This window comes from Streptomyces sp. NBC_00250 (assembly GCF_036192275.1).
Classification (GTDB): Bacteria; Actinomycetota; Actinomycetes; order Streptomycetales; family Streptomycetaceae; genus Streptomyces.
The window spans coordinates 2,976,511-2,991,102 of sequence record NZ_CP108088.1 but is presented as its reverse complement, the minus strand read 5'-3'; the positions used below and the strand labels follow the sequence as shown (position 1 = coordinate 2,991,102).

Genomic DNA, 14,592 nt, shown 5'->3' with positions numbered 1-14,592 from the left:
ACGCGGGCCCGTCACACGGGGGACGTTCGGACGACCCGCGGCACGGGGTGCCCGTGCGGACCGTGCTCCGGTCCGCAGGGGGAAAGCCCCCGCCCGCCCGGCCACCGCCGTCGCGCCGTGGTGGCCGGGCTCGGGGCCGTCGCCCGGCCCCCTCTAGGATCCCCACCTGAACAGCAGGAACAGGGTGGGGAAGAAGCGCATGAACAAGAGACTCCGAAGAGCGGCCGCGACCGTGCCGCTGCTGCTCGTGACCGTGGCCTGCCAGGCAGGAGGAACGGACGGTGCCGCCGGGCCGGCGGCGACGCCGTCGTCGACGGTGAAGCCGGTCTTCGAGCAGCGGCTCGACGACCAGCTGAGTGCCGCCACGCAGGCCACCAGGGCGAGCGGTTCCGCCCGCTTCACCTCCACCGTCACCTACGGCTCCGCCAAGGGCACCGCGGTGGAGCGCACCACCGGAGTCCTCGACTACACGAAGGGCACGGCCCGTGTGGAGCGGTCCTTCGACGTGCCGCGCCGCTTCCCGCAGGACGCGGCGTTCGCCTTCGGCCGCGAGCCCGGTGCCGAGGGCCGCGAGACGTACCGGGTCGAGGGCAGCACCATCGACTACCGCACCGGCGGCGGCACCTGGCTCCGCTACTCCGCGAGCGCCTCCATGGAGTTCGCCGAGAAGATCGAGGACTTCCTGACGCACGCGGGCGACGCGGCGCCGTGGGGGAGGACCCTCGCCGAGGTCGTCACCCATGCCGATCCCGAGAAGAACCCCTCGCCGACCGACGGCGGCGGGCGCAGGTACCAGGTGACGGTCGAGGGCAGGGAGGCCGCAGACGCGCTGCCGCCCGAGCTCGCCGAGGCCTTCACCAACGACATGTCCGCCGAGGTGGCGCTGACCGTGGACGTGGACAAGGGCGGCCGTCTGCTCCGGGCCGAGTCCGACTACACGCCGATCCTCGAACCGCTGCACAGGGCGGGGGTGCTCAAGGGCGTCACGACCCTCCGCGTCGCGTACGACCTGACCGGTCACGGCGGCCAGAGCGTGCCCGCGGCCGAGGGCGGGGAGAAGACCGAGGACGCCGAGAAGGCCCTCACCCCGCTGGACGCCGTGAAGCCCGGCGCCTGCGGTTCGCTCGACACCGGTCTCGGCGGCCCGGACCTCGTCCGCGCCGTGCCCTGCGGGGAGAAGGCCGACGTGCGGGTCTTCGGCCAGGTCCGGGTCTCCGAGAAGAGCGTGACGGGCGATCCGTGGCAGTTCGCCGAGGGCAGGGCCGACGAGGGCTGCCGTACCGAGATGGACGCCGCGCCGGACGCGTGGACGGCGGGGAGCGTGCCCCGGGACACCTTCGTGGCCTGGAGCGGCAACACCACGGCCCACAGCGAGGACGGCGCCGCGCCGACCGTCACCGGCGACTACGCCTGCTACGTCGAGCTGCGCTGAGGCACCACACCCGGGTCGGGCGGCTCACCCCCCGACCCGGAGCAGGACCATAGAGCGGGCCCCCACCGTGAGCGTTCCGCCGCCGCGGTGGAGGGTGCCCGGGGCCTGCGACTGGTCCTCCCTGCCCGTGTCGACGACCAGTTCGTACGTCTCCGCCCACGGGGGGCCCGGGAGGCGGAAGTCCAGCGGGCGGGGGCCCGCGTGGAGGACGGCGAGGAAGCTGTCGTCGGTGATCTGCTCGCCGCGCTCGTCCCGGCCCGGTATGTCGCGGCCCGACAGGTAGAGGCCGAGGGTGGCCGTGGGCGCGTACCAGTCGGGTTCCGTCATCTCGGTGCCCTCGGCGGTGAACCAGGCGAGGTCCCGCAGCCCGTCCGTGCCCTGGGGGCGACCGGAGAAGAAGGCGCGGCGGCGCAGGACCGGATGGTCGTGGCGGAGGGCGAGCAGCCGGCGGGTCAGGGCGAGGAGCTGGGCCCGGCCGGGGGCGTCCGGGAGGGTCCAGTCCAGCCAGCCGGTGGCGTTGTCCTGGCAGTAGGCGTTGTTGTTGCCGCCCTGGGTGCGGCCCATCTCGTCGCCCGCGACGAGCATCGGGACGCCGGTGGAGAGGAGCAGGGTGGTGAGGAGGTTGCGCTGCTGGCGGAGGCGGAGGGCGTTGATGTCGGGGTCGTCGGTCTCGCCCTCCGTCCCGCAGTTCCAGGAGCGGTTGTCGTGGGTGCCGTCGCGGTTGCCCTCGCCGTTGGCCTCGTTGTGCTTGCGCTCGTACGTGACGAGGTCCCGCAGGGTGAAGCCGTCGTGCGCGGTGACGAAGTTGACGGAGGCGTACGGCCGGCGGCCGCCCCAGGCGTACAGGTCGCTGGAGCCGGAGAGCCGGTAGCCGAGGTCCCGTACGTCGGGCAGCGCGCCCCGCCAGAAGTCCCGTACGGCGTCCCGGTAGCGGTCGTTCCACTCGGTCCACAGCGGCGGGAAGGCGCCGACCTGGTAGCCGCCGTTGCCCACGTCCCAGGGTTCGGCGATGAGTTTGACCCGGCGGAGCACCGGGTCCTGGGCGATCACGGCGAGGAAGGGCGAGAGCATGTCGACGTCGTGCATCGAGCGGGCCAGGGCCGCCGCCAGGTCGAAGCGGAAGCCGTCGACGCCCATCTCCGTGACCCAGTAGCGGAGGCTGTCGGTGATGAGGCGCAGCACCTGCGGCTGTACGACGTGCAGGGTGTTGCCGCAGCCCGTGTAGTCCGAGTAGCGGCGGGCGTCGGACTGGAGCCGGTAGTAGCCGCGGTTGTCGATGCCCTTCAGGGAGAGCGTGGGCCCGAGTTCGCCCGCCTCCGCCGTGTGGTTGTAGACGACGTCGAGGATGACCTCGATCCCGGCGGCGTGCAGCGCCCGCACCATCCGCTTGAACTCGCCGACCTGCTGCCCGGTGGTCCCCGAGGAGGAGTAGCCGGCGTGCGGGGCGAAGTAGCCGATCGAGTTGTAGCCCCAGTGGTTGCGCAGCCCGCGCCGGAGCAGATGGTCCTCGTGCGCGAACTGGTGCACCGGGAGCAGTTCCACCGCCGTCACGCCGAGGCGTACGAGGTGCTCGACCGCCGCCGGGTGCGCCAGACCCGCGTACGTGCCCCGCAGATGCTCCGGGACGCCCGGGTGGAGCTTGGTGAAGCCCTTCACGTGGAGCTCGTAGATGACCGAGTCCTGCCAGGGCGTCTTGGGCCTGCGGTCGTCGGACCAGTCGTCGTCGTCCTGGACGACGACGCCCTTCGGGACGTACGGCGCCGAGTCCCGCTCGTCGCGGACGGTGTCGGCCACATGCTGCTGCGGCCAGTCCCGGACGTGCCCGTACACCTCCGGGGGAAGGGTGAAGTCGCCGTCGACGGCCCGCGCGTACGGGTCGAGGAGCAGCTTCGCCGGGTTCCAGCGGGCGCCGGTCCACGGGTCCCACCGCCCGTGCACCCGGTAGCCGTACCGCTGCCCGGCCCCGATCCCCGGCACGAACCCGTGCCAGATCTCATGGGTCAGCTCGGTCAGCGACAGCCGCCGCTCCGTGCCGTCCGGGTCGAACAGACACAGCTCCACCGCCTCCGCGCCGCCCGCCCACAGGGCGAAGTTCGTGCCGGTGACCCCGTCGGGGCCCACCCGGCACCGGGCGCCGAGCGGCATCGGCGCGCCCGGCCACACAGGTGGTCCGGCCCGCTCCGGGGCATGCTCCGGTACCGCCTCCTGCTCGGCTGCGCTCGTCACCGTCCCGGCCTCCCGCGGCTCGTCGGGCCCGCACTCCGGGGAGCGACGGCGTCCCGGCCGCCGCTCCCTCGCGTGGTTCTCCCCCTGTTCTGCCCGGACGACCCGGGTCCCAACATGACCCGCACGCACGTTTCCCCTGGAGGGTGGCTGTCGTTGGGCCGAGCGTGACACATGTATGGAAGCGGGCGAGGTACGCCCTCGCGGTGGCGGGACTGATGGCGGGCCTCGTGGGCTGCACGGCGTCTGACGGCGGTGGCGGCGGAATCGACGTCGCCCTGCCGGGCAAGGCACGGGCCCCGGGCGATGTGATCCGGGTCAGCCCGGAGGACGGCAGCCGCGGGGTGCCGGCCGACGGCCCCGTCGAGGTGAAGGTGGACAGCGGGCGGCTCGAACGGGTGACCGTCGTCCAGGTGGAGGACGCGCAGCGGACCGAGGTCGCCGGGGAGATCTCCACCGACGGGCTGCGCTGGCGGCCCCGGCCGGACGCCCGGCTGGCGCTGGCCGCGAAGTACAGCGTGGACGCGGTCGCGCTCGACGCGCACGGCCGCCGCTCCGCCCGGCACACCACGTTCACCACGGTGGTGCCCGAGAGCCGCTTCATCGGCTACTTCAAACCGGAGAACCGTTCCACTGTCGGCACCGGCATGATCGTCTCCTTCGGGTTCAACATGCCGATCGAGAACCGGGAAGCGGTCGAGCGGGCCATCCGGATCACCTCCGTGCCGCCGGTGGAGGTCGTCGGCCACTGGTTCGGCGAGGAGCGGCTCGACTTCCGTCCCGCCGCGTACTGGCAGCCGGGCACCGAGGTCACCGTCGAGCTCGGTCTGCGGGACGTCGAGGGAGCACCCGGCGTGTACGGCATCCAGCGCAAGACGGTCGGCTTCACCGTCGGCCGCTCCCAGGTCTCCCTGGTCGACGCCGCCGCGCACACCATGGAGGTCAGGAAGGACGGCGAGGTCCTCGCCACCGTGCCGATCACCGCGGGAGCGCCGAAGACCACCACGTACAACGGGAAGATGGTCGTCACCGAGCTGTACGACGTGACCCGGATGAACGGGGCCACGGTCGGCTTCGGCGGCGAGTACGACATCAAGGACGTGCCGCACGCCATCCGTCTCACCGACTCGGGCACCTTCCTGCACGGCAACTACTGGGCCGATCCGAGCACGTTCGGCTCCGCCAACGTCAGCCACGGCTGCGTCGGACTGCGGGACGACAAGGGCGGCAGCGCCGATTCTCCGGCGGGCTGGTTCTTCGAGCGGACCCTCATCGGCGACGTGGTGGAAGTGGTCAACTCCCATGACCGAAAGGTCGCTCCCGACAACGGCCTCGGAGGCTGGAACATGGAGTGGAACCGGTGGAAGGCCGGCTCCGCACTGCACTGAACCCGCGTCCCCCTCGTACCGCCCGGCACTTTCGCCCTCTTAGCAGGTCGATCGGGACGGAACGGTGACATTCACGAGGATCTTTCGTGTCCTGCGGTGTGATTATCTAGCGCCGTGTGCGCGAGTGAATGCGCACGGGGGTGGGGCCGGGCGGTGCCGGGCCGTGCGAGGGGAGAAGACCACAGTGAACGGGCAGCCGATATCGGGGGCATCGGTAGGGACGACGGGGCGGCGCGGCCGACGACGCGGGGGCGTCCGGCTGCAGGCCCTGGCGGCGGGAGCGCTGCTCCTGGTGCTCACCGCCTGCGGCGGCGGAGAGACGCCCGGCGGCAGCGGTGCGGGGGGCAAGGCGCCGGCCGCCGAGGGCGGCGGCAAGCAGGAGAACGCGGCCTCCCAGGCGGTCGTGACGATCCTTCCGAAGGACGGCGAGGACTCGGTCGCCACCAGCGGGGTCCTCAAGATCACCGCGGAGCAGGGCAAGCTGACCACGGTCACGGTCGCCGACTCCAAGGGCACCCCGGTCGACGGCAAGATCGCGGCCGACGGCGCCAGCTGGTCGCCGACCGCCCACCTTGCCGCGGCGACCCAGTACAAGGTCCACGCGATCGCGAAGGACGCCGAGGGCCGCGAGTCGGCGAAGGACACCACCTTCACGACCCTGGTCCCGAAGAACACCTTCATCGGCCACTACACGCCGGAGGACGGTTCGACCGTCGGCGTCGGCATGCCGGTGTCCATCAACTTCACCCGGGGCATCACCGACCCGGAGGCCGTCGAGAAGGCCATCAAGGTGACGGCCGAGCCGGCCGTCGAGATCGAGGGCCACTGGTTCGGCAACGACCGCCTCGACTTCCGCCCGGAGAACTACTGGGCCGCCGGCACCAAGGTCACCGTGCACCTCAACCTGGACGGCGTCGAAGGCCGCCCGGGCGTCTACGGCAAGCAGAAGAAGACGGTCACCTTCACCATCGGCCGCCGTCAGGTCTCCACCGTCGACGCGAGCGCCAAGACGATGAAGATCGAGCGCGACGGGAAGATCATCAAGACGATCCCGATCACCGCGGGCGCGCCGTCCACGACCACGTACAACGGTCAGATGGTCATCAGCGAGAAGTTCAAGGTGACCCGGATGAACGGGGCCACGGTCGGCTTCGGCGGCGAGTACGACATCAAGGACGTGCCGCACGCGATGCGTCTGTCCAACTCGGGCACCTTCGTGCACGGCAACTACTGGGCCTCGGCGGGCACCTTCGGCTCCTCCAACGTCAGCCACGGCTGCGTCGGCCTCCAGGACGCGCGGGGCGCGGGCGACAGCTCGATGCCGGCGGCCTGGTTCTACGACCGCTCGATCATCGGCGACGTGGTCGTGGTGAAGAACTCGAAGGACAAGCAGATCAAGCCGGAGAACGGCCTCAACGGCTGGAACATGGACTGGTCGGAGTGGATCAAGTAGTCCACCGCTCGTACGTGTGAAGGGGCCCGGTGCTGTGAGCAACAGCACCGGGCCCCTTCGCGTTAACGGCCACTAACCTTCCTTCCATGACTGTGAACCTCGAAGTCGCCGAAGGCGTCGGCACGATCCGCCTCGACCGCCCCCCGATGAACGCCCTCGACATCGCCACCCAGGACCGGCTGCGCGAGCTGGCCCAGGAGGCGACCGACCGCGACGACGTGCGGGCCGTGATCATCTACGGCGGGGAGAAGGTGTTCGCGGCCGGCGCGGACATCAAGGAGATGCAGGCCATGGACCACGTGGCCATGGTCAAGCGGTCCCGCGCCCTCCAGGACGCCTTCACCGCCGTCGCCCGCATCCCCAAGCCGGTCGTCGCCGCCGTCACCGGCTATGCCCTCGGCGGCGGCTGCGAGCTCGCGCTCTGCGCCGACTACCGGATCGCCGCCGACAACGCGAAGCTGGGCCAGCCGGAGATCCTGCTCGGCCTGATCCCCGGCGCCGGCGGCACCCAGCGCCTGGCCCGGCTCGTCGGCCCCTCCAAGGCCAAGGACCTCATCTTCACCGGCCGGATGGTCAAGGCGGACGAGGCCCTGACGCTCGGCCTGGTCGACCGGGTCGTCCCGGCCGCCGAGGTGTACGAGCAGGCGCACGCCTGGGCCGCCAAGCTGGCACAGGGTCCCGCCGTCGCCCTGCGGGCCGCCAAGGAGTCGATCGACCAGGGTCTGGAGGCCGACATCGACACCGGTCTCGCCATCGAGCGCAACTGGTTCGCGGGCCTGTTCGCGACCGAGGACCGTGAGCGCGGGATGCGCAGCTTCGTCGAAGAGGGCCCCGGGAAGGCGAAGTTCGCCTGAGCCACCCTCGCCGGGGGCCGATTCCGCCGGAACGGCCCCCGCGATCGTCTCCGTGCGGCCATGATGGGGGGCATGGCGGGCCTGGAGGGTAGGGAACAACCGTGGCAGCGCGCAAGCGCCGCCGCAGCGCGGCGCTCACCGGTCGCGGACGACGAACAGGCCGCCGACGCAGTGGAGTTGTACGGCAACCCGGCCGAGGAGGATGTCCGGCTGCCGTCCCGCCCCGAATCCGCGTGGGTGGCCCGCAGGCTCACCCAGCACGTCGTGCTTCGGCAGTGGGCGCTCGGCCCGCAGATCGCCGAGCACGCGGTGCTGCTCGTCTCGGAGCTCGTCGGCAACGCGGTCCGGCACACCGGTGCCCGGGTCTTCGCGCTCCGGCTGCAGCGGCGGCGCGGCTGGATCCGGATCGAGGTCCGTGACCCCTCGCGCGGGCTGCCGTGCCTGATGCCGGTGCACGAGCTCGACACCAGTGGCCGGGGGCTCTTCCTCGTCGACAAGCTCTCGGACCGCTGGGGCGTGGACCTCGCGCCGCGTGGCAAGACGACCTGGTTCGAGATGCGGGTCGCCGACCGCCCCTGAGGGCCTCCGGCCTTCGTCGGGGATCTCCGGCCTTCCCCGAGGATCTCCGGCCGTCCCTGTCGTCGACGGCCCCCGAACGCACGGAAGCCCCCGTGTGCCGTGGTGAGGCACGTGGGGGCTGCCGTGATGTGCGCCGTGGACGGGGGGGTGTATCCACGGCCGCTATGTCGACCTGGCCCGGGTCAATGGGGGTCGTGTCTCCGACTATGGCAGACAGGTGGCCTTGCCGCCAAAAGTCCCTACTAGGGCAATACAGGTCAAAACGGGACAGTTGCATAATGAATCGTTGGTGACGTGCAGCACCCGCCTTCTAAACAGTGAATGGCTATGCGGTTCATCGCTTGTTTCCCCGGCCCGTCCGTATGGTGGACGCCCTCCCCGGGGTCGTAAACGTCCTGAATTGGCCTAATCGTAATAAACGGGGCACTACCGCCCTTAAATGGTCGCGTGAAGCCGATCGACCGCCGCGGAGCGCTCCGGGCCGGTGCGGCCGCCGCCCTCGCGGGAGCCCTCACCACCGCCTGCGGCGCGGAGCCCCGCCCCGCCGCGCCCGCGCCCCGGCGCCCCGCCCCCGCGCCCGTCGCGGCCCCCGCCCCCCGGCGCCTCCCCGGGCAGCCCCCCGAGATCGCCCACGGTCCGCGCGACCGGCCCCGGGTCGCGCTCACCTTCCACGGCCAGGGCGACCCCGCCCTCGCCCGGACACTCCTCGGCCAGGCCGAGAAGGCCGGCGCCCGCGTCACCGTCCTCGCCGTCGGCAGCTGGCTCGACCAGCACCCCGACCTCGCCCGCCGCGTCCTCGACGGCGGACACGACCTCGGCAACCACACCCAGCGCCACATCGACGTCAACGCCATGACCGAGGCCGAGGCCCTCGCCGAGATCGAGGCCTGCGCCACCCGGCTGCGCCGGCTCACCGGCTCCATCGGCACCTGGTTCCGGCCCTCCCGAACCCAGCACGCCGCCCCCGCCGTCCTGCGCGCCGCCGCCCGCGCCGGATACCCGCACGTCCTCTCGTACGACGTCGACTCCCTCGACCACACCTCGCCCGGCGCTCCCGCCGTCGTCCGCAACGTCACCGGATCCGTCCGCGCCGGATCCGTCGTCAGCCTGCACTTCGGCTACCCGGACACCGCCGCCGCGCTGCCCCTCCTCCTCGCCGACCTCGACCGCCGCGGACTGCGCGCGGTCACCACCACGGAGCTGCTGACCTGATGGCCCACCCCACGCAGAGACACGTCACGACAAGGACGAGGACCCTCCTCGCCGCCGCCCTCCTCGCCGCGCTCGCCGGCTGCGGCAGCGGGGACCCGGGTGACGGCGCCGCCCCCGTGAAGAAGGCCGCCGCCCCCGCCGTACCCAAGCCGGCCGCGGCCCCCGCCGGGCTCCCCGGGATGCCGCCGCTCCTCGACCCGAAGGACGTCTACGCCGCCGACCGGCCGAACCGGCTCTCGCCGGTCGTCAAGGACTTCCCCTCCCGGGTCTACGTCCCCAACACCAACTCCAACACCGTCTCCGTCATCGACCCGACCACCTACCAGGTCGTCGAGACCATCCGAGTCGGCATCCAGCCCCAGCACGTCGTGCCCTCCTGGGACATGAAGACCCTCTGGGTCAACAACAACCGCGGCCACACCCTCACCCCGATCGACCCCGCCACCGGTCGCGCGGGCAAGCCCGTCGAGGTCCACGACCCGTACAACCTCTACTTCACGCCCAACGGCAAGTACGCCATCGTGATGGCCTCGCTCGACCGCGAACTCGTCTTCCGCGACCCCCACACCATGGAACGGAAGAAGAGCGTCCCGGTCAGCTGCTACGGCGTCAACCACGCCGACTTCTCCGCCGACGGGCGCTACTTCGTCGTCTCCTGCGAGTTCTCCGGCGAGCTGCTCAAGGTCGACACCGAGCGGATGGAGGTGATCGGCCAGCAGAAACTGCCCTTCGAGGGCGCCATGCCGCAGGACGTGAAGATCTCCCCCGACGGCAAGACCTTCTACATCGCCGACATGATGGCCCACGGCATCTGGGTCCTCGACGGCGAGAAGTTCACCACCCCGACCCTGATGCCCACCGGCAAGGGCGCCCACGGGCTCTACATCAGCCGGGACTCCCGTGAGATGTACATCCCCAACCGCGGCGAGGGCTCGATCTCCGTCTTCGACTTCGAGCAGAACAGGCTCACGAAGAAGTGGCGGCTGCCGGACGGCGGCTCCCCGGACATGGGCGGCGTCTCCGCCGACGGCAAGGTCCTCTGGCTCTCCGGCCGCTACGACTCCGAGGTGTACGCGATCGACACCGCGAGCGGCAAGCAGCTGGCCCGCATCCCGGTCGGCGGCGGCCCCCACGGGCTCGCGGTGTATCCGCAGCCCGGTCGCTACTCGCTCGGCCACACGGGGATCTTCCGGTAGGCGGCGCGGCGCACCGCCCGCGTCGTCAGCCCGCGACCAGAAGGGCCTCCGAGGCCACCGGGCGGTACCCCGCCGCCTGGAAGGCGCGGACGCTGCGGGCGTTGCCCGGCGACTGCTGGGCCCAGACCACGGCGTCCGGCGTGAGGTGCCGGGCCGCCGTGGCCAGGGCGCGCCCCAGGCCCCGGTGGCGTACCTCCTCGTCCACCTCGACCGCCGCCTCCCAGCGGCTCGCCACACCCCGGCCCAGGATCACGAGACCGCCGTCCGCCGCCCACACCCGGACCTCGTCGCGGAACTTCAGGGCCCGCGCGACCCGGGGGTGGTCCGGGTCCACGATCTCCCGGAGCTCCAGCGGGGGAGCGCCCGGCAGGGCGTCGGCGACGGTGAGCAGGTCGATCGTGTTCATGCGCCGGCCGGTACGGGCCATCAGCGCCATCAGGAACCCCGGGTTCATGCTCGCCGCCAGCGGGTCGCTCGACGTGGCCGCCAGCTCGGCCCGTATCCACTCCGGGTCGGCGTCCGTGAAGACCACGGAATGGGCGGTGAACGCGAGCACCCCGGCGTCCCGGGGGTTCGGCTGCGGCACCACCGTCGTCGTCCCGTCCGGCGGAGGGAACTCCCCGTGTGCCGCCGCCGCCAGGATCCGTGCCACCTCGTCGCTCATACCGCCATCATCCGGCACGTCGGGGGCCAGCTAATCTGACCCCGTCAGTGAAGCACCAAGAAGGGGCGGAAGCAGTGGCGGACATCGACTCGGCACGCACGGCATTCAACAAGTTCGACGCCGACGGGGACGGTTTCATCACCGCCGCGGAGTACAAGAGCCTCATGGCCCAGCACGGCGACTTCCACGTCACCGAGTCGGTCGCCGAGGTGCTCATCAAGCAGCGCGACGACAACGGTGACGGCGTGCTCTCCTGGGACGAGTTCTGGGCGCACTACAACAAGGCCTGACCCGCCCGCCCCGACGGGCGGCGCAACGCTGAGTTGCCGCCCGTCCGGGGTTCGGGTTCGGTGACGACCGTCCGGTGACGCTTCCCGGACCCTCGGCATCCCGAGCCGTCCGACGGCGGCGGTCCTCGCCACGGTCGCCGCCCTCCTCGCCGCGGCCGCTTCGGCCGGGCTCCTGTTGCTCTTCTCCGCCGCCGGCGGACCGAGCCCGAGCGTCGTGCACGGGCTCCGCGAAGCCGTCTCGCGCTCGCCGCGGCCGACGCCTTCGTCCTCGCGGCCCTCTGCGCCGCCTCCCGGCCCCCGCCTCCGTGTTCGCCGCGTGCCGGTGGCAACTCGCTGCATCACGTGCCCGTGGCCGGATCCCGGCCCGGTGCGGAAACGGTCCTGCGCGCGCCTCCCACCTGGCCTTTTGGCCGGAAGAAGGGGGTCCGCTCGGAGTGTGCCTCCGCTTTTCCCGCAGGTCGTGAGGCAGCTCGTTGCCAGGCAGCTTCCTGGCCTGTCCGGAAGCGGACAGGTGGGGCCCGCCGGTGATTTCCTCTAGGTGTGCGGCCGGGAAGGCTGAAAAGTCACCGGCCGCCAAGGACCTCCTGAAACGCACGTACGCCGCACCCGTACCGCATCCGCACCCGGAATGGAGACCCACATGTCCTGTCGCTCCCGCCGCGCCGGAACCGTCCTCGCCACCCTCGCCGCCGCCGTCCTCGGCGGTCTCCTGGTCGCCTCCCCGGCCCAGGCCGCCCCCACCGCACCGCAGGCCGTCGCCCAGGGCGCGGACGACTTCGTCTGGCCGACGCCGCCCCACCCGCAGATGCCGGACTTCCCCTGCGTCCCCCCGCTCCCGGGCCTGCCCTGTGTCATCGAGGTCCCGGACGACTTCGTCTGGCCGATCGCCCCCAGGGACTGATCGCGATGCACGTCACGACCGCCGCCACGGCCGCCGCCCCGCTCCGGAGCCGCTCCCGGCTTCAGATCCACTCCCGGCGGGTCGCCTGCACCCCCGCCTCGAACCGGCTCGACGCCCCCAGCCGCTCCATCAGGTCGGCCACGATCCGCCGCTCCGTCCGCACCCCGATGCCCAGCGCCCGCGCCACGGCCTCGTCGGTGAGACCGCTCGCCAGAAGCTGGAGCAGCTTGCGCTCCTGCGGGGTGAGCCCGCCGGGCAGGGCGTCCCCGGGGCCGTTCAGCGGGCAGGCGTGTTCCCAGTAGGCCTCGAACAGGGCACGCATGGCCAGGACCACCGGCTGGCTGCTGAAGAGCAGCGCGGACGGCTGGGCCTGACCGGGCAGTCCGGCGACCACCGCCGCCGCCGTGTCCACGATGAGCAGCCGCATGGGAAGCGTCGGCGAGGTACGGATCTCGCTGCCGCGCTCCGCCATCCACTGGGCGTGCGCCCGGGTGACCCGGTCACCCGCGACGCTGTCGAGATAGATGGTCCGGAAGCGCACGCCCCGCGCCATCGCCCGCTCGTTCAGGGGCCGGCCGGCCTCGACGGACTCCTCCGTGAGGGCCTTGCCGGGATGGAAGGCGAGCGACTCTCCCGTACAGGACTCGGCGAGGGCTTCGAGCCGGGTGCGGATGTCGTCGACGTTGTCGAGGTGCTCCGCCCCGTCCAGACCGCCCGACCGGCCCGAGGCCGTGTACTCGGCCGCGAGTGCGGCGAGGGCGGCACGATTCTGCTCGATCCGCTGCTGCCGCGAGGCGAGTTCGCGTTCCTCCCGCTGGAGCAGCACCTTCAGACCCAGCGAAGGGTTCACCGCGCGCATCCGGCCCGGGGTGTCCCGGGACGGGGCGAGCAGCGAGAGCTTCGTCAGCAGGTCGAGGGCCTCGTCCACCTGCTCCGTCGTACAGCTCAGAAGCTTCGCGAGACGCTCGGGATCGTGCTCCTTGTGGAACAGGATCGCGCGGTACACGCCCAGCGTGTGTTGGTCGAGCGACGAGACCTCGTCCACGGTGTCCCCCAACGGTCGTACCGCCCTCGGGCCGATCGGGGCGGAAGCTCTGAACCGGGGCCCGCGCCCCGTCGCCCGCGCTACCCGGTACACCCCATTCACACGATCATCACGCTACCCGTTCGACGATCTCCTCGAAAGGGACGTCACGTGCTCCAGACCGGTTCCTCCCCGCCGCGACTCGACGGTCTCGTCGTGCTCGTCGTCGACGCCACCACGGGCATCGGCCGGGAGCTCGCGACGCGGCTGAGCGCCGCCGGGGCGGTCGTCGCCGTCGTCGGCGCCGGACATCCGGACCGCGGCGACGACGCCGCCACCAACGCGGCCTTCCTCTGCAAGGCGCTCGACGACGCCGGCCTGACGGCGCTGCCGTACCGCATCGACATCCGCGATCCGGCCGAGGCCGGTCGGCTGCCCGCACAGATCGCCGACGACGCCGGCCCGGTGAACGCCGCGGTCGTCGTCCTGCCGCCGCCGGACGCCGACGGGGAACTGTCGCACGCCTTCCACGCCGTGTCGGCCGCCCTCGCGGCCGCGCTGCCACCCGGCGCCCGGCACATCGAGCGCACCCCGGCCGCCGCGGCCGGACCGGACACGGCGACGGCAGAGGACCGCTCCTGGCTCCGCTCCGTCGTCGACGGCCTGGCCGCCGACGCGGCGCGGGCGACCAGTCGCTGACCGGCGGCCCGGAAGGGCCACCGCCACAGAAGTCACCACGGGGGAGACACATGTCCATTCGCGTCGTCGTGGCCGGGGACCACCAACTGGTCCTGGAGGCCTTCGCCGAGACCCTGAACGGCACCAACGGCCTGGACGTCGTGGGGCTCGCCACGACCTTCGAGGCGGTGCTGCCCGCCGTCCAACGGCACCGGCCCACCGTGCTGCTGCTCGGCGAGAGCACCATGGGAGGCAAGGCGCTGCACGCGGCGACCGAGGTCCGCTCGCACCACCCGAGCTGCGGGGTGGCCTTGATGGTCGGCTCGGCCACACCGTCCGTGGTGGACCGGGCGGTGGCCGCCGGAGCCCTCGGAGTCGTACCCAAGACGGCCCGGCTGCCGCAGCTGATCACCACCCTGGTGGGGGTCGCGGGGGGCTGCCTCACCGTCGACCCGGGACTGCTCCGTACCCCGTCGGCGGGGGAGACGGTGCTCAGCGTCCGGGAGACGGACGTGCTGAGGCTGACCGCCGGAGGGGCGACGGTCAAGGAGATCGCGGGCGAGCTCTACCTCGCGGCGGGGACGGTACGGAACCTCACCTCGGCGGCGATCAAGAAGCTCGGCGGGCGCAACCGCTTCGACGCGGCGCGCATCGCGGCGGAATGCGGGTTGCTGTGAGGAAGGTGAGGGAGCCCGGAC

14 protein-coding genes are annotated in these 14,592 nt (G+C 72.1%); 11 read left to right on the top strand and 3 right to left on the bottom strand.

The genetic code is table 11. The features are described 5' to 3' along the window. Nucleotides 1-199: 199 nt before the first annotated feature. Nucleotides 200-1,432 carry a hypothetical protein gene (locus OG259_RS13235; protein ID WP_328942451.1) on the top strand — a complete coding sequence of 411 codons (1,233 nt, stop codon included), beginning with the start codon at nt 200-202 and terminating at the stop codon, nt 1,430-1,432. Between the two features lie 24 nt (nt 1,433-1,456). On the opposite strand, the gene glgX is transcribed toward OG259_RS13235, so the two are convergent. Then, nucleotides 1,457-3,658: a glycogen debranching protein GlgX gene (gene glgX / locus OG259_RS13230; RefSeq protein WP_443051959.1), complete on the bottom strand. Its 2,202-nt coding sequence runs from the start codon at nt 3,656-3,658 to the stop codon at nt 1,457-1,459. Nucleotides 3,659-3,822: 164 nt separating this feature from the next. Here glgX and OG259_RS13225 point away from each other — a divergent pair, with 164 nt between their 5' ends. The 6 genes from OG259_RS13225 (at nt 3,823) to OG259_RS13200 (ending at nt 10,337) form a co-directional block, all read left to right on the top strand. After that, nucleotides 3,823-5,043 (top strand): L,D-transpeptidase, encoded by a 1,221-nt coding sequence (locus tag OG259_RS13225; RefSeq protein WP_328942450.1) that lies wholly within the window; start codon nt 3,823-3,825, stop codon nt 5,041-5,043. A gap of 184 nt (nt 5,044-5,227) precedes the next feature. Continuing rightward, the gene (locus tag OG259_RS13220; RefSeq protein WP_328942449.1) at nt 5,228-6,496 is read left to right on the top strand and encodes a L,D-transpeptidase; all 1,269 of its coding nucleotides are present in this window, start codon (nt 5,228-5,230) and stop codon (nt 6,494-6,496) included. A gap of 86 nt (nt 6,497-6,582) precedes the next feature. Continuing rightward, nucleotides 6,583-7,350 (top strand): enoyl-CoA hydratase/isomerase family protein, encoded by a 768-nt coding sequence (locus OG259_RS13215; protein WP_266896874.1) that lies wholly within the window; start codon nt 6,583-6,585, stop codon nt 7,348-7,350. A gap of 60 nt (nt 7,351-7,410) precedes the next feature. Then, nucleotides 7,411-7,929 carry an ATP-binding protein gene (locus tag OG259_RS13210; protein ID WP_266896876.1) on the top strand — a complete coding sequence of 173 codons (519 nt, stop codon included), beginning with the start codon at nt 7,411-7,413 and terminating at the stop codon, nt 7,927-7,929. Between the two features lie 447 nt (nt 7,930-8,376). Then, complete coding sequence (locus tag OG259_RS13205; protein WP_328942448.1) at nt 8,377-9,141, top strand: polysaccharide deacetylase family protein; 765 nt, start codon at nt 8,377-8,379, stop codon at nt 9,139-9,141. Continuing rightward, nucleotides 9,141-10,337, top strand: a complete 1,197-nt coding sequence (locus tag OG259_RS13200) for a YncE family protein (protein WP_328942447.1) — start codon at nt 9,141-9,143, stop codon at nt 10,335-10,337. The genes OG259_RS13205 and OG259_RS13200 overlap by 1 nt, the downstream gene beginning before the upstream one ends. Before the next feature lie 25 nt (nt 10,338-10,362). Here OG259_RS13200 and OG259_RS13195 read toward each other — a convergent pair whose 3' ends face one another. After that, nucleotides 10,363-11,001 carry a GNAT family N-acetyltransferase gene (locus tag OG259_RS13195; protein WP_328942446.1) on the bottom strand — a complete coding sequence of 213 codons (639 nt, stop codon included), beginning with the start codon at nt 10,999-11,001 and terminating at the stop codon, nt 10,363-10,365. A gap of 74 nt (nt 11,002-11,075) precedes the next feature. Between OG259_RS13195 and OG259_RS13190 the strand changes: the two genes are divergently transcribed. Both OG259_RS13190 and OG259_RS13185 read left to right on the top strand, forming a co-directional pair. Then, entirely contained in the window at nt 11,076-11,291 is a 216-nt protein-coding gene (locus OG259_RS13190) for an EF-hand domain-containing protein (protein WP_328942445.1), read from the top strand. A gap of 640 nt (nt 11,292-11,931) precedes the next feature. Continuing rightward, the gene (locus OG259_RS13185; protein WP_328942444.1) at nt 11,932-12,192 is read left to right on the top strand and encodes a hypothetical protein; all 261 of its coding nucleotides are present in this window, start codon (nt 11,932-11,934) and stop codon (nt 12,190-12,192) included. A 61-nt stretch (nt 12,193-12,253) separates the two neighbouring features. On the opposite strand, the gene OG259_RS13180 is transcribed toward OG259_RS13185, so the two are convergent. After that, on the bottom strand, nt 12,254-13,237 hold the full coding sequence (locus OG259_RS13180) for a helix-turn-helix transcriptional regulator (protein WP_328942443.1): 984 nt from the start codon (nt 13,235-13,237) through the stop codon (nt 12,254-12,256). A gap of 150 nt (nt 13,238-13,387) precedes the next feature. On the opposite strand from OG259_RS13180, the gene OG259_RS13175 reads away from it, so the two are divergent. Both OG259_RS13175 and OG259_RS13170 read left to right on the top strand, forming a co-directional pair. Then, the gene (locus OG259_RS13175) at nt 13,388-13,915 is read left to right on the top strand and encodes an SDR family NAD(P)-dependent oxidoreductase (RefSeq protein WP_328942442.1); all 528 of its coding nucleotides are present in this window, start codon (nt 13,388-13,390) and stop codon (nt 13,913-13,915) included. Nucleotides 13,916-13,965: 50 nt separating this feature from the next. Continuing rightward, nucleotides 13,966-14,571, top strand: a complete 606-nt coding sequence (locus tag OG259_RS13170; RefSeq protein WP_328942441.1) for a response regulator transcription factor — start codon at nt 13,966-13,968, stop codon at nt 14,569-14,571. Nucleotides 14,572-14,592: the final 21 nt, after the last annotated feature.

Excerpts from the sequence above, each read along its gene's own strand:
- OG259_RS13185 (WP_328942444.1), top strand. The coding sequence starts at position 11,932 with ATGTCCTGTCGCTCCCGCCGCGCCGGAACCGTCCTCGCCACCCTCGCC.
- OG259_RS13200 (WP_328942447.1), top strand. The coding sequence starts at position 9,141 with ATGGCCCACCCCACGCAGAGACACGTCACGACAAGGACGAGGACCCTC.
- OG259_RS13210 (WP_266896876.1), top strand. The coding sequence starts at position 7,411 with ATGATGGGGGGCATGGCGGGCCTGGAGGGTAGGGAACAACCGTGGCAG.
- OG259_RS13215 (WP_266896874.1), top strand. The coding sequence starts at position 6,583 with ATGACTGTGAACCTCGAAGTCGCCGAAGGCGTCGGCACGATCCGCCTC.
- OG259_RS13170 (WP_328942441.1), top strand. The coding sequence starts at position 13,966 with ATGTCCATTCGCGTCGTCGTGGCCGGGGACCACCAACTGGTCCTGGAG.
- OG259_RS13235 (WP_328942451.1), top strand. The coding sequence starts at position 200 with ATGAACAAGAGACTCCGAAGAGCGGCCGCGACCGTGCCGCTGCTGCTC.
- OG259_RS13195 (WP_328942446.1), bottom strand. The coding sequence starts at position 11,001 with ATGAGCGACGAGGTGGCACGGATCCTGGCGGCGGCGGCACACGGGGAG.